The organism is Pseudomonas sp. DF11 (assembly GCF_058148565.1).
Genome location: NZ_JBYVYN010000003.1, coordinates 13723 through 37534 on the forward strand (window position 1 = coordinate 13723; position 23812 = coordinate 37534).

A 23812-nucleotide genomic window follows, 5' to 3' on the forward strand; every position below is an offset into this window, starting at 1 on the left:
TGCATACCGCAGGAGGCTGGATGCAACTTGTGGGAGCGAGCCTGCTCGCGATTCAGGCGGCGCGGTTTATCAGGCACACCGCGTCATCGTTCAATCGCGAGCAGGCTCGCTCCCACAGGGGGTAACGTGTCAGTAGGTCAGGCGAGGTATCCATCCGCCCGCAACAGCGTTTCGAGGCAATGCTCGGAGATGTGGTAGAAGGCCTTGAGTTCCTGGATCTTCGCCAGCAGCTCGGAGGGGTCCGCCGGTTCGGCGCGTTTGACGGCCAGGATCATCTTGTTCTTGTTGGTGTGCTCCAGGGAGATGAACTCGAACACCTTGGTCTCGTAGCCGCAGGCTTCCAGGAACAGCGCCCGCAAGCTGTCGGTGACCATTTCCGCCTGCTGGCCCAGGTGCAGGCCATATTGCAGCATCGGCTTGAGCAAGGCCGGGCTCTGGATCTGCAGGCGGATCTGCTTGTGGCAGCACGGCGAGCACATGATGATCGAGGCGCCCGAACGAATGCCCATGTGGATCGCGTAATCGGTGGCGATATCACAGGCGTGCAAGGCGATCATCACATCCACCGCGCTCGGCGCCACGCTGCGCACGTCACCGTGCTGGAAGCTCAGGCCCGGATGCTCCAGGCGCGCGGCGGCTTCGTTGCACAGCTTGACCATATCTTCGCGCAACTCGACACCGGTCACTACGCCTTCGGCCCGCAAGGTGTTGCGCAGGTAATCATGGATGGCAAAGGTCAGGTAGCCCTTGCCCGAACCGAAATCCGAAACCCGCACCGGTTTGTCCAGGGCCAGCGGCGAAGACGTCAGCGCATGGCTGAACACCTCGATGAATTTGTTGATCTGCTTCCACTTGCGCGACATCGCCGGGATCAGCTCGTGCTTGTGGTTGGTCACGCCCAAATCAGCCAGGAACGGCCGGCTCAGGTCGAGGAAGCGGTTTTTCTCGCGGTTGTGCTCGGCAGACGGCACTTCCCGTAGTTGCTGGGGCTTGCTCTTGAACAGCGAGCTCTTGCCCTTCTTGCTGTATTCCAGTTGCGCCTCGTCGGTGACCGCCAGCAAATGCGCGTTCTTGAATGACGCCGGCAACAGCGCGGCAATGGTGTCCACACCTTCGGCCAGCGGGAAATTCTTGGTGATATCGCGGGTCTTGTAGCGGTAAACGAAGGACAGGCACGGCTGATCCTTGACCGTCAGCTGCTTGATGATCAAACGCTGGAGATCCGCTTCGTCGCCGACGTACTTGGCCAGCACCAGCTTGATGAAAGCGTCTTGCGCGAGGCTGGTGTGCAGCAGTTCGATGAACTGGGCATGGTGATCCGGCGCGGAACGGGCGGGGGTTGCGATGGCGGACATGAACAAGCGGCCTCGAGGCGGGCGAATCGGGAATGGCGGGTATTTTAGGGGGGATGGGGAGTGAGGGCACGGGAAAAATCAATTGTAGCGAGGGGATTTATCCCCGCTGGGGGCGTAGCCCCCCAATAACCGACAACCGGTTATGCAGGCAGACCTCGTCGCCTGGTTTGGGTCTGCTGCGCAGACCAGCGGGGGATAAATCCCCTCGCCACAACGGTGTCCGGCAGAAATTTATCTCAACCCAAAACCACCAGCCGATTCGGCAATTCATTGCGCTCCTGGGTCACCGGCACGTGCTCCTTGAGCAATTCACCGCACGCCTCGATACACGTCACGAAGCCCTGCAACGTCTGCCCCTGGCGGACCTGCTGGGTGAACGCCGCGACGATGGCGTCCCAGTTCTTGTTGTCGAGCCGCTTGGAAATACCTTCGTCCACCAGGATTTCCACATAGCGCTCGGCCTCGCAAACAAAGATCAGCATGCCCGTGCTGCCCACGGTGTGGTGCAGGTTCTGTTCGAGGAATTGCCGACGCGCCAGGTTGGAGGCCCGCCAGTGACGCACGGAACGGGGGATCAGGTGCGTGGTGATCCTGGGGATGCGAAACACCAGGCACAGCACAATGAAACTGACCCACTGCACCAGCAACAGGCTGTGCACGGCCAGCCAACCGGTGAGGTAATGGACCACGCCGGGCACCACCAGGGCCAACAGGCTGGCCCAGAGCAATGGGATGTAGGCGTAGTCGTCGGCGCGAGCGGCCAACACCGTGACCAGCTCGGCGTCGGTATGTCGCTCGACCCGGGCGATGGCCTCGGCGACCTTGCGTTGTTCGTGTTCAGTCAGTAATGCCATGGTTAAAAGTGCCTGCTCATTATTATTGTCACCAGCCGCCCGACGAACCGCCGCCCCCGAAACTGCCGCCACCACCACTGAAGCCCCCACCGCCTCCGCCGCCGAAGCCTCCACCGCCTCCGCCCGAACGGCTGGAGCCACCGCTTCCGCTCGGCAGGATACCGAGCATCTGGCACACCAATATCGTCAAAATAAACAGGATCACCAGGAAGATGAACAGCCCCGGATGGCGCTCGACGAAATCGCCCTGCTCCTGCTGCCCATCCGCACTGTATGCCGGTGCCGGCTCGTCCAACGGGCTACCGCCCAGCACCACCAGCATCGCCGCGACGCCATCACTGATGCCTTTGTTGAAGTTGCCCGTCTTGAAGGCCGGGGTAATCACCTGATTGATGATCACCGAACTCTGGGCGTCGGTCAGGCGATCCTCCAGACCGTAGCCCACTTCGATACGCAGTTTACGGTCATCCCGGGCGACGATCAGCAACGCACCGTTGTTTTTGTCCTTTTGCCCGATGCCCCAGTGGCGTCCCAGTTGATAGCCGAAATCTTCGATGCTGCTGCCTTGCAGGTCCGCCAGCGTGACCACTACCACTTGTTCGCCAGTGGCCTGTTCATGGGCCTTGAGCTGCGCCTCCAGTTGCCCGCGCACCGACGGGTCGAGCATCTGGGCGGTGTCCACCACCCGCCCGGTCAATGCCGGAAATTTCAACTCGGCCTGGGCCGTGATGGCAAACACCCAGAGCAACAGCACCAGGCCAATTTTCAACACTCGCATCGTAACTCCTGTGTGGGAGCGAGCTGGTGTGGGAGCTGAGCTTGCTCGCGATGAAGGCACCTAGGTCTTTCTAATGACCGCGTTATCGTTCATCGCGAGCAAGCTTTGCTCCCACAGGCTCGCTCCCACAGTTTTTTCAGAACTTCACCTCAGGCGCTTTCTCGGCATTGGGGCTGGTCGCCTCGAAGGTTTCGCGGATCGGCAAGTCGCTGTACATCACGCTGTGCCACAGGCGTCCCGGGAACGTGCGGATTTCGGTGTTGTACTTCTGCACCGCCAGGATGAAGTCGCGGCGGGCCACGGCGATGCGGTTCTCGGTGCCTTCGAGCTGCGATTGCAAGGCCAGGAAATTCTGGTTGGCCTTGAGGTCCGGGTAACGCTCAACCACCACCATCAGCCGGCTCAATGCGCCGCTCAGTTGATCCTGGGCCTGTTGGAACTGCTTGAGTTTTTCCGGGTTGTCCAGGGTGCTGGCATCGACCTGGATCGAGGTGGCCTTGGCCCGCGCTTCAACCACCGCGGTCAGGGTTTCCTGCTCGTGCTGGGCGTAGCCCTTGACGGTTTCCACCAGGTTGGGAATCAGGTCGGCACGGCGCTGGTACTGGTTCTGCACCTGGCCCCAGGCGGCCTTGGCCTGCTCATCCAGGGTCGGGATGTTATTGATGCCGCAACCGGCCAGCAGCGAAGTGAACAGCATCAGGGCCAGCATTTGCAGGCCTGCGCGGTGGTTCAGTCGTAGATTCATCGGATGAAGCTCTCCGTTGCATGACATTGGAAAACACGGCCACCTATCGCACCGGCGTCTGGGGCATAATCTGCGCCGCACTGGATTGAATCGGGTCGATGGGCTAAAAGATGCGCAGTGCGAAACTAAGTTCAGCCTAATGGGTTCGAAAGTGTGCTGCATTTAACTGAACAACAATAGCCGCTCCTCACATTTTGGCTGACCGGCGTGGTGTGATTCCCCGCCCTTTAGGCTTGCGAGAAAACTATTCATGAAGAAGCTGTGTTTGCTGGGCCTGTTTGTCAGTCTGGCCAGTCAATCCGTATTAGCCGACAATCTGCCAGCCCCCATAGAGAACAAGGACGCGTTCATCAGTAACCTGATGAAGCAAATGACCCTCGAAGAGAAGATCGGCCAGTTGCGCCTGATCAGCATCGGCCCGGAAATGCCTCGGGAGATGATCCGCAAGGAAATCGCCGCCGGCAATATCGGTGGCACGTTCAACTCCATCACTCGCGATGAAAACCGTCCGATGCAGGACGCGGCCATGCGCAGCCGGTTGAAGATCCCGATGTTCTTCGCCTATGACGTGATCCACGGCCACCGCACCATTTTCCCGATCCCCCTGGCCCTGGCCTCGAGCTGGGACATGGACGCCATTTACCACTCCGGCCGCATCGCCGCCCAGGAAGCGGCGGCCGACAGCCTGGACATCACCTTCGCGCCGATGGTCGACATTTCCCGCGACCCGCGCTGGGGCCGGACCTCCGAAGGTTTTGGCGAGGACACCTACCTGGTGTCGCGCATCGCCGGGGTGATGGTCAAGGCGTTCCAGGGCAACGGCGCCAACGCAGCCGACAGCATCATGGCCAGCGTCAAGCACTTCGCCTTGTACGGCGCGGTGGAAGGTGGCCGGGACTACAACACCGTGGACATGAGCCCGGTGAAAATGTACCAGGACTACTTGCCCCCCTATCGTGCCGCCATCGACGCCGGGGCCGGCGGGGTGATGGTCGCGCTGAACTCCATCAACGGCGTGCCCGCCACCGCCAACACCTGGCTGATGCACGACCTGCTGCGCAAGGAGTGGGGCTTCAAGGGCCTGGCGGTCAGTGACCACGGCGCGATCTTCGAATTGATCAAGCACGGCGTCGCCAAGGACGGTCGCGAAGCGGCGAAGCTGGCGATCAAGGCTGGCATCGACATGAGCATGAACGACTCGCTCTACGGCAAGGAGCTGCCAGGACTGCTCAAGGCCGGTGAGATCGAGCAGAGCGACATCGACAACGCGGTACGGGAAGTGCTCGCGGCCAAATACGACATGGGCCTGTTCAAGGACCCGTACCTGCGCATAGGCAAGGCAGAGGACGACCCCGCCGACACTTACGCCGAAAGCCGCCTGCACCGCGCCGACGCCCGTGACGTGGCGCGCCGCGGCCTGGTCCTGCTGGAAAACCGCAACCAGACCCTGCCGCTGAAGAAGACGGCAAAAATCGCCCTGGTCGGCCCACTGGCCAAGGCACCGATCGACATGATGGGCAGTTGGGCCGCCGCCGGGCGTCCTGCGCAATCGGTCACCCTGTTCGACGGCATGACCCGCGCCCTGGGCGCTGAGTCGAAGCTGATCTACGCCCGTGGCGCCAACATTACCGGCGACAAGAAGGTGCTCGACTACCTGAACTTCCTCAACTTCGATGCCCCGGAAGTGGTGGACGACCCGCGCCCGGCCCAGGTGCTGATCGACGAAGCGGTAAAAGCCGCCAAGGATGCCGATGTGGTGGTGGCCGCCGTGGGTGAGTCCCGTGGCATGTCTCATGAATCCTCGAGCCGCACCGACCTGAACATCCCGGCCAGCCAGCGCGAGTTGATCAAGGCTCTGAAGGCCACCGGCAAGCCGTTGGTATTGGTGCTGATGAATGGCCGTCCGCTGTCGTTGCTGGAAGAAAAACAGCAGGCCGATGCCATCCTGGAAACCTGGTTCAGCGGCACCGAAGGCGGCAACGCCATCGCCGACGTGCTGTTCGGCGACTACAACCCATCGGGCAAGCTGCCGATTACCTTCCCACGCTCCGTGGGGCAGATTCCGACCTACTACAACCACCTGAGCATTGGCCGGCCATTCACGCCGGGCAAACCGGGCAACTACACCTCGCAGTACTTCGATGACACCACCGGCCCGCTCTATCCGTTCGGCTACGGCCTGAGCTACACCGAGTTCAGTTTGTCGGACATGGCCCTGTCGTCGACCACGCTGAACAAGACTGGCAAGCTCGACGCCAGCGTGACGGTGGAAAACACCGGCAAGCGTGACGGCGAAACCGTGGTGCAGTTGTACATCCAGGACGTGACCGGCTCGATCATCCGCCCGGTGAAGGAACTGAAGAACTTCCGCAAGGTGATGCTCAAGGCTGGCGAGAAGAAAGTCATCCACTTCACCATCACCGAGGACGACCTGAAATTCTTCAATGCCCAGCTCAAGTACGCGGCTGAGCCGGGCAAGTTCAACGTGCAGATTGGCCTGGATTCCCAGGACGTGAAGCAGCAGAGTTTTGAGTTGCTCTGACCCTCAGGCAACGCAAACTCCCTGTGGGAGCGGGCTTGCTCGCGAAGGCGGTGGATCAGTCGCAATTGAGTCGACTGACACACCGCCTTCGCGAGCAAGCCCGCTCCCACATTGGGCCCAGTGTTTTAAAGAATTGCGCTTACCCCCGCCGATCCAACAGATTCACCACCACCCGATCCACCAACCCCCACACCCGCTGCTTGAACCGCTTCCACAGCGGCCGGCGCTGCCAGGCGTCGAGGCTGACTTGCAGGCTCTGGGCGAAGTCCCGTTCGAAACTCGCCGCCACTGCGCTACTGAGCCTGGAATCCAGGGCTTCGAGGTTGGCTTCCAGGTTGAAGCGCAGGTTCCAGTGATCGAAATTGCAGGAACCGATGCTGACCCAGTCGTCCACCAATACCATCTTCAGGTGCAGGAAACACGGCTGGTATTCGAAGATCTGTACGCCAGCCTTGAGCAATCGCGGGTAATAACGATGCCCGGCGTAGCGCACGGACGGGTGATCGGTACGCGGGCCGGTCAGCAGCAGGCGTACGTCGATGCCTCGGGCCGCCGCTTTGCGCAAGGATCGGCGCACGTTCCAGGTTGGCAGGAAATACGGCGTCGCCATCCAGATGCGTTTCTGGCCGCTGTTCAATGCCCGCGACAGCGATTGCAGGATGTCGCGATGCTGGCGGGCGTCGGCATACGCCACCCGGCCCATGCCCTCGCCCACCGGAGGAACGCGCGGCAGACGCGGCAAGCCAAAGTTGGACGCCGGTTTCCAGGCTCGCCGATGACGGTTGGCGAGCCACTGGCGATCAAACAGCAATTGCCAGTCGAGCACCAGCGGACCGACGATTTCCACCATCACTTCGTGCCACTCACTGCGGTCGTCGAGGGGGTTCCAGAATTCATCGGTCACTCCGGTGCCACCGACCACGGCCAGGCGTTGGTCCACCAACAGCAGTTTGCGGTGATCCCGGTAGAGGTTGCGCACCCAGCGGCGCCAGCTCAGCCGATTGTAGAAACGCAACTCCACTCCAGCCTCGGTCAGGCGCTTGCGCAGGGCCAGGGTAAACGCCAGGCTGCCGTAGTCATCGAACAGGCAACGCACGCGAACGCCACGTTCGGCGGCCTGGACCAGTGCCTGGACCATCGCTTCGGCGCAAGCGCCCGCCTCCACCAGGTACAGCTCCAGCTCGACCTGTTCCTGGGCACGGGCGATTTCCACCAGCATGCGCGGAAAGAACTGCGGGCCGTCGATCAACAACTCGAAGCGATTGCCTTCACGCCAGGGGAATACCGGGCCGCTCATGTCAGCGCGCCGTGAAAATCAGCACCGCATTCACCGGCACCGAGAGGCTGATGGCCGACAACCCGGCCAGGTTTCGCAGTTTTTCCAGCCCCGGCGCCAGATCGAAATCCGCCGCGTTGAGCACCACCGGTTCCAGGGTCACCACTTGGAAGCGGCGTTCGTCCAGGCGCGTGGCCAGCAGTTCGACAGGGTACTCATGCTGTTTGCCGTGCAGGTTCACCATCAGCGGCAGGCGCAACTCCAACTGCGCGCCGTTGGCCAGGTCCTGGATCGGCATCAGGTCGATTTGTGCGGTGATGGTGGCCTCGGCAAATTGCTTGATCTCGAACAACTCGGCGCGCATGCGCTCATCGCGCAAGGGGATGCCGCTGTTGACGGATTCCAGCTCCACTTCCAGGCGGGCCAAGCCGTTGGGCTGGACTTGGCCGTGCAGTACCAGAAAACGCTGGACCTCGGAGACATTGCCATTTTTGCTGCTGATAAACGACAGCCGCGAAGACTCGCCGTCCAGGTACCAGTCGGCCTGGGCCGGCAGCGCTGCGCAGGCCAGCAGCAAGCTGGCGACCGCGTGAGGGAAAAACCGCTTGAACATACACACTCGCAGGGCACATAAACCTGTGGCGAACCTTAACCGGGCCGAGGGCGCTTGCAAACTGTCCGTTTAAACAACCGCCCAGAAACACAGCCCCCTGTGGCGAGGGGATTTATCCCCGTTGGGCTGTGCACCAGCCCCAAAGAAGCGAATGCAATCAGCCTGACACAGCGAGTTGTCGGCTTTAGGACTGCTTCGCAGCCCAGCGGGGATAAATCCCCTCGCCACAAGGTTCGTGGCGTTTCGGATTACTCCAGCCGACACCCCTGCCGCGCGCCCATCCACCGCGCACTGTGGCTACGCCCCAACCCACTGACGGTGATGCGTTTTGCCTCAGGGGTCTCGAGAAAATCGCTGATGGGCACCGACTGTTTCACATAGCCATGGCAATAGTCAGCCGGTTGCTCCATCACATAGCGGCACGAGCAATACTCCTTGGCGGTGTAGGCACTGATGATGTCGGGAAAGGCCCGCAGTGCCACCCGCTCGAGCCAGACCCAGCTGAACAAGGCAACGAACAGCACCGACAACAGGGCAAGCAACGCGCTGCGCCTCATGGCTGTACCCTCCCAGCGAACGCCGCCATGGTTCGCTCGAGCAGTTCGTTATGGCGATAGCTGCCGTCGCGGTCGTCGCCGTAACGCACGATCACCAGTTTGGCGCTGGGGATGATGTACAGCGCCTGGCCCCAATGGCCCAGCGCGGCGAAGGTGTCCGGCGGCGCATCGGGCCAAGGGCGGATTGCCGGGTCGACGGCGCGGTTGAGCCACCAATGCCCGCCGGGCACGGCTTCGTCCTGACCGGCCTGGAAGTGGGCGAAAGGTTCACGATTGAACGCGATCCACTGCTTGGGGACCAGTTGCCGCTCGCCCCAGCGGCCGTCCCGCTGCATCAACAACCCGACACGCGCCAAGTCCCGCGCCGTGAGGTAGGCATAGGACGATCCCACGAACGTGCCGCTGGCATCGGTTTCCCAGGTGGCATGGCGGATGCCCAGGGGTTCGAACAAGGCCGTCCAGGGGTAGTCAGGGTAGCGCGCCGGGCCGACGATGTTTTTCAACGCGGCGGCCAGCAGGTTACTGTCGCCGCTGGAATAACGGAACGCCTGCCCTGGCGGAGCGGCGCTTTCATGCTCCGCGGTGAACCCCGCCATGTCGCGCCGTCCGCGGGTATACAGCATGGCCACCACCGAGGAATTGAGCGGCGCGTATTCGTAGTCTTCCTGCCAGTCCAGGCCCGAGGCCCAGTGGAAAAGATCGGCCAGGGTCAGCCCCGGGTGCCGGCTCAGGGGCGGGTAGTACTTGGCTGCCGGATCATCCAGGGCAAAGCGCTTTTCCCCGTAGGCCACGCCGAACACCGTCGCCAGCAGGCTTTTGCTGATGGACCAGGTCAGGTGCGGGGTCTGGGCAGTGGTTGGCCCGGCGTAGCGTTCGTAGACCAGCCGACCGTCCTGTATCACCAACAGCGCGTCGGTGCGGATGCCTTGGCGGGTGGCCTCGTCCCGGGATGGGAAGGCGTATTGCTCCAGGGCTTCGATGGCCGGTCCGGTGGGGGTCGGAGCGGTTGGCCATTGCTCGCCGGGCCAGTCTTCGGCGTGGGCGCCCAAGGTGAGCAACAGGAATGGGATCAGGAACCAGCCTTTGGACATGCTCGGGGCTCGCAGGATTGAACCTGATGAGCTTAGGCAGGCTTGATGACAGTTTGGATGTTTGTGCCGACAGTACCGACGCCATCGCGGGCAAGCCTTGCTCCCACAGGTCTGCGACAGACTGTCATTTAACACTGAACTTGTGGGAGCAAGGCTTGCCCGCGATGAGGCCCGTCAAGCCAATGAAGATTCCAGAGCCTTGGCCAACCGCTTGGCCCGCGCCCCTGCCGCCATCTCCATCACCGCTTTATCCCGCGTCCACATCTCGCGCCACGTGGCAGGCCCGGCGGCCAGTGCGTCATTCAGCTCGCCAGCGAGCCCGTCAAACTGGGCAAACAACCCACCCAACAGCACATGTCCGGCAGCGCTCGAAGGGTTGTGACGGCTCACTTCCGCGCAACCGGCCAGCAACGCCAGCAGGCGCAGTTGCAACGTCTGGGGCCAGGCGCATTCTTGTCCGACGCCATACAACCAGGCGGTCATCGCGCTGAGCACATAAAGGTCTTCCAGGGTACGGAACGGCTTGACGTAGGCATCCCAGCCATCGCCTGCCAGCAACTCGCACAGCGCGCCATCGAGCAGGACGCGGCCATGGCTGATGTCCGGCATCAGGGCAATGGTCGGGAGTTTTTCCAGGGTCACGCCAGGCTCGCCGGGGTAGACCACCGCCAGGTTCAGTCGCGGCGTTTCACCGGGCACTTCGCAGCGGGCGGCAATCAGCAGCCACTCGGCGGCGTCACCGGCGGTGACGAAATCCTTGCGTCCGCTCAGGCGCAAATCACTGAGGCGGGTCTGCATGTCCGCTGGGCGCAGGCTGCGTTGTTCGGTGGCGCACAAGGCGCCGAGGCTCTGGGGCGCGCTGGGCCAAAGCACCCGCAGCGCCGCCTGGTACCCCACCAGGAACGCCAGCCCCGGTGTCGCCATCAACCGCGCCCCGGCCACGGCCAGTTCGAACGGTGTCACCGGCCCCAGGCGTTGCAGCAACGCTGAATATCCTTCGGCCAGGTCCGGATGGGCAGACAGGCGCTCGCCGCGTTCGATCAGGGTGTGCCAGGGCATGGGGGACTCCTTGAGGGCTGTCATATAAGCATCACCAAAGCTTCATGGCGATGACACCGGGGCTACATAGCCTGACTTTGCACAACATGGCTGCATAAAGAAAGTCGATTGGCTCACCCCAAGACGGGTGCACAGCCCGCACGGAGATTCGCTATGACCCAGATCGCCCGCATCAGCGACACCGGCAATGAACGCCGCCTGCAAGCCGAACGCCTGATCGGCGCCACGGCCTTGCAAGAAGCCCAGGCCCTGCGTTTCAACGTCTTCAGCGGCGAATTCAACGCCAAGCTCAAGGGCGCGGAAATGGGTCTGGACATGGATGACTATGATGTTCACTGCGCCCACATCGGCGTACGCGACTTGAACACCGGCCGCCTCGTGGCCACCACTCGCCTGCTCGACCACCAGGCCGCCAGCAGCCTGGGCCGGTTCTACAGCGAAGAAGAATTCAGCCTTCACGGCCTGGTCCATCTCAAGGGCCCGATCCTGGAAATCGGCCGTACCTGCGTCGACCCGGCCTACCGCAACGGCGGCACCATCGCCGTACTGTGGGGCGAATTGGCCGAGGTTTTGAACGAAGGCGGCTACAGCTACCTGATGGGTTGCGCGAGCATTCCGATGCAGGATGGTGGCATCCAGGCCCAGGCGATCATGCAGCGCCTGCGCGAACGCTACCTGTGCACCGAGCACCTGCAAGCCGTGCCGAAAAAACCGCTGCCGAGCCTGGACGTACCGTCCAACGTCATTGCCGAGATGCCGCCGCTGCTCAAGGCCTATATGCGCCTGGGCGCGAAGATTTGCGGCGAGCCGTGCTGGGACGAGGATTTCCAGGTGGCAGACGTGTTCATTCTGCTCAAGCGCGACGAACTCTGCCCACGCTACGCCCGCCACTTCAAGGCGGCCGTGTGATGAGCCGGTTGCGGGTGTATGCGCGTATCGCGCGAGTACTGCTGGTGGTGACGCTGGGCCTGAGCATGGCCAGCGTGTTCGGTCTGTTCGAGCGCCTGGGAGTAGCCAACTCCATGGTCCGTCGCCAGCGTTGGTCACGGTTCTTCATGGCGCGGCTGAGCCATGCCCTGCCCTTTTGCGTGACGGTCCACGGCGAACTGCCGCAACGGCCGATGCTGTGGGTCAGTAACCATGTGTCCTGGACCGACATTCCACTGCTGGGCATGCTCACGCCGCTGTCGTTCCTGTCCAAGGCCGAAGTACGCACCTGGCCGGTGGCCGGATGGCTGGCCGCCAAGGCCGGCAGCCTGTTTATCCGCCGCGGCTCGGGCGACAGCCAGTTGATCCGCAAGCAGATGAGCCGCCATCTGGAACAGGCCCATCCGCTGTTGATGTTCCCGGAGGGCACCACCACCGACGGCCGCTCCCTGCGCACTTTCCATGGTCGCCTGTTGTCGGCGGCCATCGATGCCGATGTCGCCTTGCAGCCGGTGGCGATCCGTTATGTGCGTAACGGTGAACCTGACGCGTTGGCACCGTTCATTGGCGATGACGACTTGCTGTCGCACCTGATGCGCTTGTTTGCCAATGATCGGAGCGAGGTGCACATCCACCTGTTGCAACCCATCGCCTGCCACGGCCAGGAGCGTGCGGCGCTGGCGTTCCAGGCGCAACAGGCGGTGCACAAGGCGTTGTTCGGGACAATTCCCGAGAAACAGCAAGCGCCGGTGCGACCTGCGGCGATTGCGGCCTGATCCGGATCTCTGCCCCCCCCTGTGGGAGCGAGCCTGCTCGCGATAGCGGTTTGTCAGTCAGCTGATTCTTGACTGCCAGATCCTCATCGCGAGCAGGCTCGCTCCCACATTTGATCTTCAGTGGCCCCAAGATCCAGCCCTAACATCACTCCTGCCGTGAAATCTGGCTCAACGCAAAATCCTGCAACTGCGGATAGAACAGCCGGAAATCCTCGCTCAACGGCTCATAGAGCCTGATCAACTCTTCCATCGCTCCCGCCAGTTCCTCAGGCCGGGACAGACGCCGGGAAATCCCGCGCAGCACCTGCCCAAGCACTTCGAACTCCCGGTAAGACCCCAGCCAATCATCCGCCGCCATATGAGGCGCGATGTGCGCCAAGCGCCCTGGCAGTTGCGGTTCGGTATTGAGTACCTGATACACCCGGGACGTGAAGTCCAGCAGCGGCCCTTCGCCGTACACCGTCCAGTCCCGGGCCAGGCAGTGGTCGAAAAACACATCGAGCACGATCCCGGCATAACGCCTGCGCACCGTGGAAAAACGCGACAGGGCAATGTCCACCAGGGGATGGCGGTCGGTGTACATGTCGATGCGCCGATGCAGGGCGATCGCCGCTTCGATCCGTGGATCGTAGAGCCCTTGCAGCGGCCCTTTGACGAAATCGCCGTAGAGGCTGCCGAGCAGTTGTTCCCGGCCGGGGCCGCCGAGGTGCAGGTGCGCGAGATAGTTCATGGCCCGCAGCTTAGCACCACCACGCCCATATCGTTATAACCCGATATAGCGATTTGTTCGGCTTTCAGATCAAATCCATATTGGTATATCGCGAAATAACGATTTAAGGTTCGTTCCATCGCGATATAGCGTTTTACTCATTCCGAGTCTGCCACCATGCCCCTCGACCTCGACGAAATAATAAAAGCCCTGGCGCACCCAGTACGGCGAGACATCCTCAACTGGCTCAAGGACCCCAAGGTCCAGTTCCCCGAACAGTTGCACAACCACGAATTCGGCATTTGCGCCGGGCAGATCGACCAGCGTTGCGGCCTGTCGCAATCCACGGTTTCCGCGCATCTGGCGGTGTTGCAACGGGCGGGGCTGATCACCAGCCAGAAGGTCGGTCAATGGCACTTCTTCAAACGCAACGAGGAAGTGATCCAGCAATTCCTCAAGCAAATGAGCCAAGAGCTCTGACCTGACAAGGACTCCATCATGCCCCTCTCACTCCTCATCCTGGCCCTGAGCGCCTTCGCCATCGGCACCACCGAGTTCGTCATCATGGGCCTGTTGCCCGATGTCGCGGCCGACCTGGGCGTGTCGATTCCTGGCGCCGGCTGGCTGGTCACCGGCTACGCCCTGGGCGTGGCCATCGGTGCACCGTTCATGGCCCTGGCCACCGCGCGGCTGCCGCGCAAGGCCGCCCTGGTGGTGTTGATGGGGATCTTCATCATCGGCAATCTGCTCTGCGCCATCGCCAGCGACTATAACGTGCTGATGTTCGCCCGGGTCGTCACGGCCCTGTGCCACGGCGCGTTCTTCGGCATTGGTTCGGTGGTGGCCGCCGGCCTGGTGGCGCCCAACAAGCGCGCCTCGGCCGTGGCCCTGATGTTCACCGGCCTGACCCTGGCCAACGTACTCGGCGTGCCGCTGGGTACCGCACTGGGCCAGGAAGCCGGCTGGCGTTCGACTTTCTGGGCGGTGACTGTCATTGGCGTGGTGGCGCTGATCGGCCTGATTCGCTTCCTGCCGGCCAAGCGCGATGAAGAAAAACTCGACATGCGCTCGGAACTGGTGGCGCTCAAGGGTGCCGGTCTGTGGCTGTCCCTGAGCATGACCGCGCTGTTCTCCGCCTCGGTATTCACCCTGTTCACCTACGTCGCCCCGCTGCTGGGCGAAGTCACCGGTGTATCGCCCCGTGGCGTGACCTGGACCCTGGTGCTGATCGGCCTGGGCCTGACCCTGGGCAACATCATCGGCGGCAAGCTGGCGGACAAGAGCCTGGCGAACACGCTGATGGGCGTCTTCCTCACCATGGCCGTGGTGTCCACCGTGCTGAGCTGGACCAGCGTGGCGCTGATCCCCAGCGAAATCACCCTGTTCCTCTGGGCCACCGCCTGCTTCGCCGCCGTGCCGGCCCTGCAAGTCAACGTGGTGACCTTCGGCAAAGCCGCGCCCAACCTGGTGTCCACCTTGAATATCGGCGCCTTCAACATCGGCAACGCCCTGGGCGCCTGGGTCGGCGGCAGTGTCATCGACCAAGGCCTGGGCCTGACCTCCGTGCCCCTGGCCGCTGGTGCGCTGGCGGTGTTGGCGCTGCTGGTCACCCTGATCACTTTCCGCCAGGGCGGCAATGCCGACCTGGCCCCGGCAACTCACTGACTTTTAATCCTTCCACTTTCGAGGTTGTATTTCATGGCGACTATTTTCGACCCCATCAAACTCGGCGACATCGAGTTGAAGAACCGCATCATCATGGCCCCGCTCACCCGCTGCCGCGCCGACGCCGGTCGCGTGCCTAACGCGTTGATGGCCGAGTACTACGTGCAACGCGCCTCCGCTGGCCTGATTCTCAGCGAAGCGACCTCCGTCACCCCGATGGGCGTGGGCTACCCGGACACCCCGGGCATCTGGTCCAACGACCAGGTGCGCGGCTGGGCCAACGTCACCAAGGCGATCCACGGTGCCGGCGGCAAGATCTTCCTGCAACTGTGGCACGTGGGCCGGATCTCCCACCCGTCGTACCTGAACGGCGAAATGCCCGTGGCGCCGAGCGCCATCCAGCCCAAGGGCCACGTGAGCCTGGTGCGTCCGCTGGCCGACTACCCGACCCCACGCGCGCTGGAAACCGCTGAGATCGCCGACATTGTCGAGGCCTACCGCGTCGGTGCCGAGAACGCCAAGGCCGCCGGTTTCGATGGCGTGGAAATCCATGGGGCCAACGGCTACCTGCTCGACCAGTTCCTGCAAAGCAGCACCAACCAGCGCACCGACCAATACGGCGGCTCCCTGGAAAACCGTGCTCGCCTGATGCTGGAAGTGACCGACGCCGTCATCGAAATCTGGGGCGCTGGCCGGGTTGGCATGCACTTGGCGCCACGGGCCGACTCCCATGACATGGGCGACGAGAACCGCCTGGAGACCTTCAGCTACGTGGCTCGCGAACTGGGCAAGCGCGGCATCGCTTTCATCTGCTCCCGCGAGAAGGAAGGCGAAGACAGCATCGGCCCACAGCTCAAGCAGGCTTTCGGCGGCCCGTACATTGCCAACGAACGTTTCACCAAGGACAGCGCCAACGCCTGGCTGGCCGCGGGCAAGGCCGATGCCGTCGCCTTCGGTGTGCCGTTCATTGCCAACCCGGACCTGCCGGCGCGCTTGAAAGCCGATGCTCCCCTGAACGAAGCGCATCCCGAAACGTTTTATGGCAAAGGTCCCGTGGGATACATTGATTACCCGGTACTCTGATCACCCGTTAAAATAACAGAGCCCTGCCTCGAAAGAGCCAGGGCTTTTTTATGCCTTTAAATATTCGGTCAACTATCAGAACTTTCTAAACGCTCACTTCAATGTTCATATCAAGGCCGACGACAAAACATAACAGCCTTGTCGATCAACTTAATGAAGCGCTATTGAAAAGGAATTCGACATGACCAATATCTTTCAAGGCAACAAGAACCTTGACGAAAAAACACTCTCGCAGTTCAACTACGCACCGCCGGATATTTTGCACAAATACATTGAGTCGCTGGACACGAAAGAACACTCGGAGATCCTCAACGCCCTGTTAAAACAAGAAAAACTGAACGACGACGCCAACCAACAGATTCAAGCCTGGCAGCAAGAAGGCATTCGCCCAAACCGCACCCGCCTTATTGTAAAGTTAATCAACCATAGCGACCGGGCACTTGCCGTGGGAGAAAACGATGTCGAGCTGGACGCCGACGAACGAGACTTCTTGAGCATTCTTCCTTGGGACATCCTGGCCTTCAAACTCGATTTCAAATACTCCAGGCAACTGGGTAGTCGCAGTAAGGACATGTACAGAAACTTCATTGTGTTTGGCGACAGGGACTGCGGCTTTGTCTTTAATTTCGGCTTACGCGTCAACACATCTTTCGGTGTGATTTCATCGACCCTGACGCCCGTCCGGACCAACAGGGTGACTTCAATCGGCACTAAGCCAATCCAGTGCTCGACCCGCATCACTCGCGCGGCGAATGACGAACCCTACGGGTTCACTGTGGAAATCACACTGGTTTGAAATGTGGCCCCGCCAGGTTCATCTGGCGGGGTATTCGACGGTCCATTCGGGCGGTCTATTCATACACTTTCACAAGTGCGCAACAAATCACCTACAAAATTCGCCGTCGACGCTCTATCAACCAAGGCGACGTCAGTTTATAAAAGCAACCTCGCGCAACAGCTATTGACACAAACCGAAGCAATTACGCATTTTGTTTCATTTGCGCAGGTGGGGGCTCAAGCGCAGCATATCCAGCCCGGCCTCCACCCAACGCTCAGCCTCACTGGCCAGGGCGAAGCTGTCGGGGGCCAGCAGCCACTGATACAAAATGCCGTCGATATAGGCGTGAATAGCGACCGCCGCCCTTTCAGGATCCAGATCGTCCGGCAACTGACCGCGTTTCATCGCGTTGCGTAACGACAACGCAATACGCACATTGCAGTCGAGGCTGACCTCGCGCCGCTGCTGGCGCAGATCGCACATTTCATCGGTGAATTCACACTTATGGAACAGAATCTCATTAATGCGGCGGGTTTTCGGGTCCAGGGCCACCTGCTGGAACAACTGGACCAGCAGTTTGCGAATACAGCCCAGCGGATCAAGCTCTTCCTCTCTTTCACTGGCACGAGCCAGTTCATCAAGGGGCTCGTGCAAGGTGTCGAGCATGGCCTGGAGCAGGTCCGCCTTATTGCTGAAATGCCAGTAGATGGCGCCACGCGTCACACCGGCCAGCGTCGCGATATCGGCCAGGGTGGTACGCGCCACGCCACGCTCGAAAAACGCCTTTTCGGCGGCTTCGAGTATCTGGCTGCGAGTCTCCTGGGCTTCTTCTTTGGTACGGCGGACCATGGCAATAAACACCTCAATCAGGATGCGTCAGCAATGCGTAAGCATCAGCTGAACAAAATATGAGGCGACGTCTCTTGAAACGCGTCTCCGATCTATACAGGCCTTTGTCAGGCTTTTGTAAATCCGGATATTACGCAATTTGGCTGTTTACAAACAACCGTGTACGTAAGTATATTTCTTAGCATCCTACTAATTGAAAAAATGCTCCTTTTTTACCCTTCCACCTTTCGAGTGCGCCAGTTACGCGCCTGGACCCGAGGATTTCCATGCAATTCAAGCCAGCTGTTACTGCTCTGGTCACTGCCATCGCCCTGGCATCGCTGCTCAGCGGATGCAAAAAGGAAGAGGCTGCACCTGCTCCCCCCCCTCCTCAGGTCGGCGTCGTAACCCTCAAGACCCAGCCTTTTACCCTGACATCGGAGCTTCCGGGGCGCACCAGTGCATTCCGTGTCGCTGAAGTTCGCCCACAGGTCAACGGCATCATCCTCAAGCGCCTGTTCAAGGAAGGCGCTGACGTCAAGGCTGGCCAGCAGCTTTACCAGATCGATCCGGCCGTCTATGAAGCGAATCTCAAGAGCGCCGAGGCCAACCTGCGCTCCACCAAGTCGATTGCCGACCGCTACAAGCAACTGGTGGATGAACAGGCGGTGAGCCGTCAGGAATACGACACCGCCGTGGCCAATCGCCTGGAGTCGGAAGCCAACCTGCAGACGGCCCAGATCAACGTGCGCTACACCAAGGTCTATGCGCCGATTTCCGGTCGCATCGGCCGCTCCTCGGTCACCGAAGGTGCGTTGGTCAGCAACGGCCAGGCCGACGCGCTGGCGACCATCCAGCAATTGGACCCGATCTACGTCGACGTGACGCAGAGCTCGGTCGAACTGCTGCAACTGCGCCGCGAACTGGAAAGCGGCCGCTTGCAAAAGGCCGGCGAAAACGCCGCCATGGTCAAGCTGACCCTGGAAGACGGCAGCCTGTATCCCCACGAAGGCAAGCTGGAGTTCTCCGAAGTGTCGGTCGACCAGACCACCGGTTCCGTGACCTTGCGCGCCGTGTTCCCCAACCCTGACCACACCTTGCTGCCGGGCATGTTCGTCCACGCGCAATTGCAGGCCGGTGTGAACAGCGCGGCGATCCTGGCACCGCAGCAAGGCGTGACCCGCGACCTCAAGGGGACGCCGACCGCCCTGGTCGTTGGCGCTGACAACAAGGTCGAACTGCGTCAGCTCAAGGCCAGCCGCACCGTCGGCAGCCAGTGGCTGATCGAAGACGGGCTCAAGGCCGGCGATCGCCTGATCACCGAAGGGTTGCAGTTCGTACGCCCTGGCGTGGAAGTCAGGGCCACCGAAGCCACCAACGTTGGCACCAAGAACCCGGTCCCCGCACAGGCAGCTGATAAAGCCGCCGGCGGCAAAGGGGAGTAAACCATGTCGAAATTCTTTATCGACCGTCCGATTTTCGCCTGGGTGATCGCCCTGGTGATCATGCTGGTCGGGGCTCTATCGATCCTCAAGTTGCCGATCAACCAGTACCCGAGCATTGCGCCGCCGGCCATCGCGATCCAGGTGACCTACCCGGGCGCGTCCGCGCAAACCGTGCAGGACACCGTGGTACAGGTGATCGAGCAGCAGCTCAACGGCATCGACAACCTGCGTTATGTGTCCTCGGAAAGTAACTCCGACGGCAGCATGACCATCACGGCCACCTTCGAGCAAGGCACCAACTCCGATACCGCGCAGGTCCAGGTCCAGAACAAGCTGAACCTGGCCACCCCGCTGCTGCCGCAAGAAGTGCAGCAACAGGGCATCCGCGTGACCAAGTCAGTGAGAAACTTCCTGATGGTAATCGGCGTGGTGTCGCGCGACGGCAGCATGACCCGGGAAGACCTGTCCAACTACATCGTCTCCAACATGCAGGACCCGATCTCGCGCACCGCCGGTGTCGGTGACTTCCAGGTCTTCGGCGCCCAGTACGCGATGCGGATCTGGCTCGACCCGGCCAAGCTGAACAACTTCAACCTGACCCCGGTGGATGTGAGCACGGCCATTTCCGCGCAGAACGTCCAGATCGCGTCCGGCCAGCTCGGCGGCCTGCCGGCCATGCCCGGCCAACAACTGAACGCCACCATCATCGGCAAGACCCGCCTGCAGACCGCCGAGCAGTTCAAGGCGATCCTGCTCAAGGTCAACCCGGACGGCTCGCAAGTGCGTGTCGGCGACGTGGCCGATGTCGCCCTGGGTGGCGAGAACTACAGCATCAATGCCCAGTTCAACGGTGCTCCAGCCTCCGGCCTGGCCGTGCGGCTGGCAACTGGCGCCAACGCCCTCGACACGGCCAAGGCCCTGCGCAAGACCGTCGACGACCTCAAGCCGTTCTTCCCCCAAGGCCTGGAAGTGGTGTTCCCCTACGACACCACCCCGGTGGTGAGCGAATCGATCAAGGGTGTGGTTGAAACCCTGGTCGAGGCGGTCGCCCTGGTGTTCCTGGTGATGTTCCTGTTCCTGCAGAACTTCCGCGCCACCATCATCACCACGATGACCGTGCCGGTGGTACTGCTGGGGACCTTCGGGATCCTCGCGGCGTTCGGCTTCAGCATCAACACCCTGACCATGTTCGGCATGGTGCTGGCCATCGGCTTGCTGGTGGACGATGCCATCGTCGTGGTGGAAAACGTCGAACGGGTGATGAGCGAAGAAGGCCTGTCGCCCAAGGAAGCCACCAAGAAATCCATGGGCCAGATCCAGGGCGCCCTGGTGGGTATCGCCCTGGTGCTCTCGGCGGTACTGCTGCCGATGGCATTCTTCGGCGGCTCCACCGGTGTGATCTACAAGCAGTTCTCCATCACCATCGTCTCGGCCATGGCCCTGTCGGTCATGGTTGCACTGATCTTCACGCCGGCCCTGTGCGCCACCATGCTCAAGGCGATCCCCAAGGGCGAGCACGGCACACCGAAGCGCGGTTTCTTCGGCTGGTTCAACCGCACGTTCGACCGTGGCGTCAGGAGCTACGAACGGGGCGTGGGCAACATGCTCAAGCACAAGGCCCCGTACCTGCTGGCCTATATCATCATCGTGGTTGGCATGGTCTGGCTGTTCACCCGTATCCCGACGGCGTTCCTGCCGGAAGAAGACCAGGGCGTGCTATTTGCCCAGGTGCAGACACCGGCGGGTTCCAGCGCCGAGCGTACCCAGGTGGTGGTGGACAAGATGCGTGAGTTCCTGCTGCGTCCGGGCAAGGACGGCGGCGAAGGCGATGGCGTGGCCTCGGTGTTCACCGTGACCGGCTTCAACTTCGCCGGTCGTGGCCAGAGCTCCGGCCTGGCGTTCATCATGCTCAAGCCGTGGGAAGAACGTAACGCTGACAACAGCGTGTTCAAGATCGCCGGTCGCGCCCAGCAACACTTCTTCACCTTCCGCGACGCGATGGTGTTCGCCTTCGCACCACCAGCGGTGATGGAACTGGGTAACGCCACCGGTTTCGACGTGTTCCTGCAGGACCGTGCCGGTATCGGCCACGACAAGCTGATGGAAGCCCGCAACCAGTTCCTGGGCATGGCGTCCCAGAGCAAGATACTGGCCCAGGTGCGTCCGAACGGCCTGAACGATGAACCGCAATACCAGTTGGAAATCGATGACGAGAAGGCCAGTGCCCTGGGCATTACCCTCTCGAACATCAACAACACCCTGTCGATTGCCCTGGGCAGTAGCTATGTGAACGACTTCATCGACCGTGGTCGGGTGAAGCGGGTGTACGTCCAGGGCCAGCCGAACTCGCGCATGAGTCCCGAAGACCTGAAGAAGTGGTACGTGCGCAACAGCGCCGGGACCATGGTGCCGTTCACTGCGTTCGCCAAGGGCGAGTGGGTCTACGGTTCGCCAAAACTGGCCCGTTACAACGGCGTGGAAGCCATGGAAATCCTCGGCACCCCGGCGCCTGGATACTCCACCGGTGAAGCCATGGCCGAAGTCGAGGCCATCGCCAAGAAGTTGCCGGCCGGTGTCGGTATTTCCTGGACGGGTCTGTCGTACGAGGAACGTCTGTCGGGCTCCCAGGCGCCAGCGCTGTACGCCCTGTCGCTGCTGATGGTCTTCCTGTGCCTGGCGGCACTGTATGAAAGCTGGTCGATTCCGATCGCGGTCATGCTCGTGGTGCCACTGGGGATCATCGGTGCCTTGATGGCGACCAGCCTGCGTGGCCTGTCCAACGACGTGTACTTCCAGGTGGGCTTGCTGACAACCATCGGTTTGGCGGCGAAAAACGCCATTCTGATTGTAGAGTTCGCCAAGGAGCTCCACGAACAGGGCCGCACCCTGGTGGAAGCTGCCATTGAAGCCTGTAGGATGCGTCTGAGACCGATCATCATGACGTCCCTGGCGTTCGTCCTCGGCGTGGTTCCGCTGGCAATCTCCACTGGCGCCGGTTCAGGCAGCCAGCACGCCATCGGTACCGGCGTGATTGGCGGTATGCTCACCGCCACCATCCTGGCAATCTTCTGGGTGCCACTGTTCTTCGTGACCGTGTCGTCGATAGGCCGTCGTAAAAATACCGACGAGCACGACACTCCTGAAACTTCCAAAGAGGCTGGCCAATGAGCAAGTCGCTACTCTCCCTGACCATCGCCGCCGTCGTGCTCAGCGGTTGCTCGCTGATCCCCGACTATCAGCGGCCCGAAGCACCGGTCGCGGCGCAATATCCACAAGGCCCGGCCTACGAGGCGGCCAATGCGCCCGGCCAGGCCGCCGCCGAGCAAGGCTGGAAACAGTTTTTCCATGACCCGGCGTTGCAACAGCTGATCCAGGTTGCCCTGGAAAACAACCGCGACCTGCGTGTCGCGGCGCTGAACATCGATGCCTATGCCGCGCAATACCGCATCCAGCGCGCAGACCTGTTCCCGGCGGTCTCGGCCACCGGCTCCGGCAGCCGCCAGCGCGTGCCAGCACGGGCCTCGCAGAGCGGTGAAGCGGGCATCAGCAGCTCCTACTCGGCCACACTGGGCATCAGCGCCTATGAACTGGACCTGTTCGGCCGGGTTCGCAGCCTGAGCGAGCAAGCGCTGCAAAGCTACTTCGCCACCGAAGAAGCCCGTCGCAGCACCCAGATCAGCCTGGTAGCCAACGTCGCCAATGCCTACCTGACCTGGCAGGCCGACAAGGAACTGCTCAAGCTGACCCAGGAAACCCTTGGGGCCTACGACCAAAGCCTCAAGCTGACCTCGCGCAGTGCCGAAGTCGGCGTGGCCTCGGCCCTGGACCTGAGCCAGGCGCGCACGGCGGTAGAAAACGCCCGCGTGCAACTGGCGCGCTACACCCGCCAGGTCGCCCAGGATGAAAACAACCTGACCCTGCTGCTGGGCACCAGCCTGCCGGCCAACCTGAACACGCAACCGCTGAGCGATGACCTGCTCAGCGAAGTGCCGGCCGGGTTGCCGTCGGACCTGCTGCAACGTCGTCCGGACATCCTCCAGGCCGAACGCAACCTGCTGGCCGCCAACGCCAACATCGGCGCCGCGCGGGCCGCGTTCTTCCCGAGCATCAGCCTGACGGCCAACGCCGGCACCCTGAGCCCGGACCTATCCGGTTTGTTCAAGGGTGGTTCGGGCACCTGGACCTTCGCCCCGCAGATCAACCTGCCGATCTTCAATGCCGGCAGCCTGCGGGCAAGCCTGGATTACGCCAAAATCCAGAAAGACATCAACGTCGCCAATTACGAGAAAGCAATCCAGACGGCGTTCCAGGAAGTCTCCGATGGCCTGGCCGCACGCCGGACCTACAACGAACAGTTGCAGGCCCAGACCGCCTACGTTGCTTCCAACCAGGATTACTACCGCCTGGCCGAGCGCCGCTACCGCATCGGCGTCGACAGCAACCTGACCTTCCTCGACGCTCAGCGCCAGTTGTTCAGTGCGCAACAATCGCTGATCACCGACCGCCTTGCGCAACTGACCAGCGAGGTCAATTTGTACAAGGCACTGGGCGGAGGCTGGAATGCCGAGACGGGCAAGAACGAACCAGTGAAAGACGAAGCGCCGAAGATGAAGCTGTTCTGATTGATGTTTGAACGCTGAAACACGAAGCCCACCGGAAGGTGGGCTTTTTTGTTTTAGGGCACCCCTGTGGCGAGGGGATTTATCCCCGCTCAAGTGCAAAGCACTCGCA

Annotated in this window: 21 protein-coding genes; 10 read left to right on the top strand and 11 right to left on the bottom strand. The window is 61.6% G+C overall.

The window, feature by feature from the left end:
* Positions 1-137 precede the first annotated feature (137 nt).
* The 4 genes from AC30D9_RS10405 to AC30D9_RS10420 form a co-directional block, all read right to left on the bottom strand.
* Positions 138-1355, bottom strand: a complete 1218-nt coding sequence (locus AC30D9_RS10405) for a class I SAM-dependent methyltransferase (RefSeq protein WP_490144001.1) — start codon at positions 1353-1355, stop codon at positions 138-140.
* 236 nt (positions 1356-1591) lie between these two features.
* Positions 1592-2209, bottom strand: a complete 618-nt coding sequence (locus AC30D9_RS10410; RefSeq protein WP_134923155.1) for a TPM domain-containing protein — start codon at positions 2207-2209, stop codon at positions 1592-1594.
* A 28-nt stretch (positions 2210-2237) separates the two neighbouring features.
* Positions 2238-2987 (bottom strand): TPM domain-containing protein, encoded by a 750-nt coding sequence (locus AC30D9_RS10415; protein ID WP_134923154.1) that lies wholly within the window; start codon positions 2985-2987, stop codon positions 2238-2240.
* Between the two features lie 136 nt (positions 2988-3123).
* Positions 3124-3732 (bottom strand): LemA family protein, encoded by a 609-nt coding sequence (locus AC30D9_RS10420; protein ID WP_134923153.1) that lies wholly within the window; start codon positions 3730-3732, stop codon positions 3124-3126.
* A 250-nt stretch (positions 3733-3982) separates the two neighbouring features.
* Between AC30D9_RS10420 and bglX the strand changes: the two genes are divergently transcribed.
* Positions 3983-6274, top strand: a complete 2292-nt coding sequence (bglX, locus tag AC30D9_RS10425) for a beta-glucosidase BglX (protein ID WP_490144002.1) — start codon at positions 3983-3985, stop codon at positions 6272-6274.
* A 139-nt stretch (positions 6275-6413) separates the two neighbouring features.
* Here bglX and AC30D9_RS10430 read toward each other — a convergent pair whose 3' ends face one another.
* The 5 genes from AC30D9_RS10430 to AC30D9_RS10450 all read right to left on the bottom strand — a co-directional run bounded on the left by AC30D9_RS10430 (position 6414) and on the right by AC30D9_RS10450 (position 10870).
* Complete coding sequence (locus tag AC30D9_RS10430; RefSeq protein ID WP_490144003.1) at positions 6414-7571, bottom strand: phospholipase D-like domain-containing protein; 1158 nt, start codon at positions 7569-7571, stop codon at positions 6414-6416.
* A 1-nt stretch (position 7572) separates the two neighbouring features.
* Positions 7573-8163, bottom strand: coding sequence for a YceI family protein (locus tag AC30D9_RS10435; protein ID WP_307574751.1), 591 nt, complete (start codon positions 8161-8163; stop codon positions 7573-7575).
* 248 nt (positions 8164-8411) lie between these two features.
* A complete protein-coding gene (locus tag AC30D9_RS10440) occupies positions 8412-8720 on the bottom strand; it encodes an amidase (protein WP_490144004.1) in 309 nt (102 codons plus the stop codon).
* Complete coding sequence (locus AC30D9_RS10445) at positions 8717-9811, bottom strand: serine hydrolase domain-containing protein (RefSeq protein WP_490144005.1); 1095 nt, start codon at positions 9809-9811, stop codon at positions 8717-8719. Before AC30D9_RS10445 ends, AC30D9_RS10440 begins: the two co-directional genes overlap by 4 nt.
* 174 nt (positions 9812-9985) lie before the next feature.
* Positions 9986-10870, bottom strand: coding sequence for an acyl-CoA dehydrogenase middle domain-containing protein (locus AC30D9_RS10450; RefSeq protein ID WP_490144006.1), 885 nt, complete (start codon positions 10868-10870; stop codon positions 9986-9988).
* Positions 10871-11023: 153 nt separating this feature from the next.
* On the opposite strand from AC30D9_RS10450, the gene olsB reads away from it, so the two are divergent.
* Positions 11024-11779 carry an L-ornithine N(alpha)-acyltransferase gene (gene olsB / locus AC30D9_RS10455; RefSeq protein ID WP_134923147.1) on the top strand — a complete coding sequence of 252 codons (756 nt, stop codon included), beginning with the start codon at positions 11024-11026 and terminating at the stop codon, positions 11777-11779.
* Positions 11779-12573, top strand: coding sequence for a lysophospholipid acyltransferase family protein (locus AC30D9_RS10460; RefSeq protein ID WP_307574756.1), 795 nt, complete (start codon positions 11779-11781; stop codon positions 12571-12573). The genes olsB and AC30D9_RS10460 overlap by 1 nt, the downstream gene beginning before the upstream one ends.
* A gap of 145 nt (positions 12574-12718) precedes the next feature.
* Here the strand turns inward: AC30D9_RS10460 and AC30D9_RS10465 are convergent, their stop codons facing one another.
* A complete protein-coding gene (locus AC30D9_RS10465; RefSeq protein ID WP_307574757.1) occupies positions 12719-13303 on the bottom strand; it encodes an acyl carrier protein phosphodiesterase in 585 nt (194 codons plus the stop codon).
* 156 nt (positions 13304-13459) lie between these two features.
* Here AC30D9_RS10465 and AC30D9_RS10470 point away from each other — a divergent pair, with 156 nt between their 5' ends.
* The 4 genes from AC30D9_RS10470 to AC30D9_RS10485 all read left to right on the top strand — a co-directional run bounded on the left by AC30D9_RS10470 (position 13460) and on the right by AC30D9_RS10485 (position 16826).
* Entirely contained in the window at positions 13460-13762 is a 303-nt protein-coding gene (locus tag AC30D9_RS10470) for an ArsR/SmtB family transcription factor (RefSeq protein WP_030138446.1), read from the top strand.
* 18 nt (positions 13763-13780) lie between these two features.
* The gene (locus AC30D9_RS10475; RefSeq protein WP_307574759.1) at positions 13781-14947 is read left to right on the top strand and encodes an MFS transporter; all 1167 of its coding nucleotides are present in this window, start codon (positions 13781-13783) and stop codon (positions 14945-14947) included.
* A 33-nt stretch (positions 14948-14980) separates the two neighbouring features.
* Positions 14981-16030 carry an alkene reductase gene (locus AC30D9_RS10480; protein WP_134923143.1) on the top strand — a complete coding sequence of 350 codons (1050 nt, stop codon included), beginning with the start codon at positions 14981-14983 and terminating at the stop codon, positions 16028-16030.
* Positions 16031-16211: 181 nt separating this feature from the next.
* On the top strand, positions 16212-16826 hold the full coding sequence (locus tag AC30D9_RS10485) for a hypothetical protein (RefSeq protein WP_490144007.1): 615 nt from the start codon (positions 16212-16214) through the stop codon (positions 16824-16826).
* A gap of 198 nt (positions 16827-17024) precedes the next feature.
* On the opposite strand, the gene AC30D9_RS10490 is transcribed toward AC30D9_RS10485, so the two are convergent.
* The gene (locus AC30D9_RS10490; RefSeq protein WP_134923141.1) at positions 17025-17657 is read right to left on the bottom strand and encodes a TetR family transcriptional regulator; all 633 of its coding nucleotides are present in this window, start codon (positions 17655-17657) and stop codon (positions 17025-17027) included.
* Between the two features lie 266 nt (positions 17658-17923).
* Here AC30D9_RS10490 and AC30D9_RS10495 point away from each other — a divergent pair, with 266 nt between their 5' ends.
* Genes AC30D9_RS10495 through adeC form a run of 3 tightly spaced genes read left to right on the top strand, consistent with a single transcriptional unit; the run spans position 17924 to position 23703 of the window.
* Positions 17924-19081 carry an efflux RND transporter periplasmic adaptor subunit gene (locus tag AC30D9_RS10495; RefSeq protein ID WP_307574767.1) on the top strand — a complete coding sequence of 386 codons (1158 nt, stop codon included), beginning with the start codon at positions 17924-17926 and terminating at the stop codon, positions 19079-19081.
* A 3-nt stretch (positions 19082-19084) separates the two neighbouring features.
* A complete protein-coding gene (gene emhB, locus AC30D9_RS10500) occupies positions 19085-22249 on the top strand; it encodes an efflux RND transporter permease subunit EmhB (protein WP_134923140.1) in 3165 nt (1054 codons plus the stop codon).
* Entirely contained in the window at positions 22246-23703 is a 1458-nt protein-coding gene (gene adeC / locus AC30D9_RS10505; protein WP_307574769.1) for an AdeC/AdeK/OprM family multidrug efflux complex outer membrane factor, read from the top strand. Before emhB ends, adeC begins: the two co-directional genes overlap by 4 nt.
* Positions 23704-23812 lie beyond the last annotated feature (109 nt).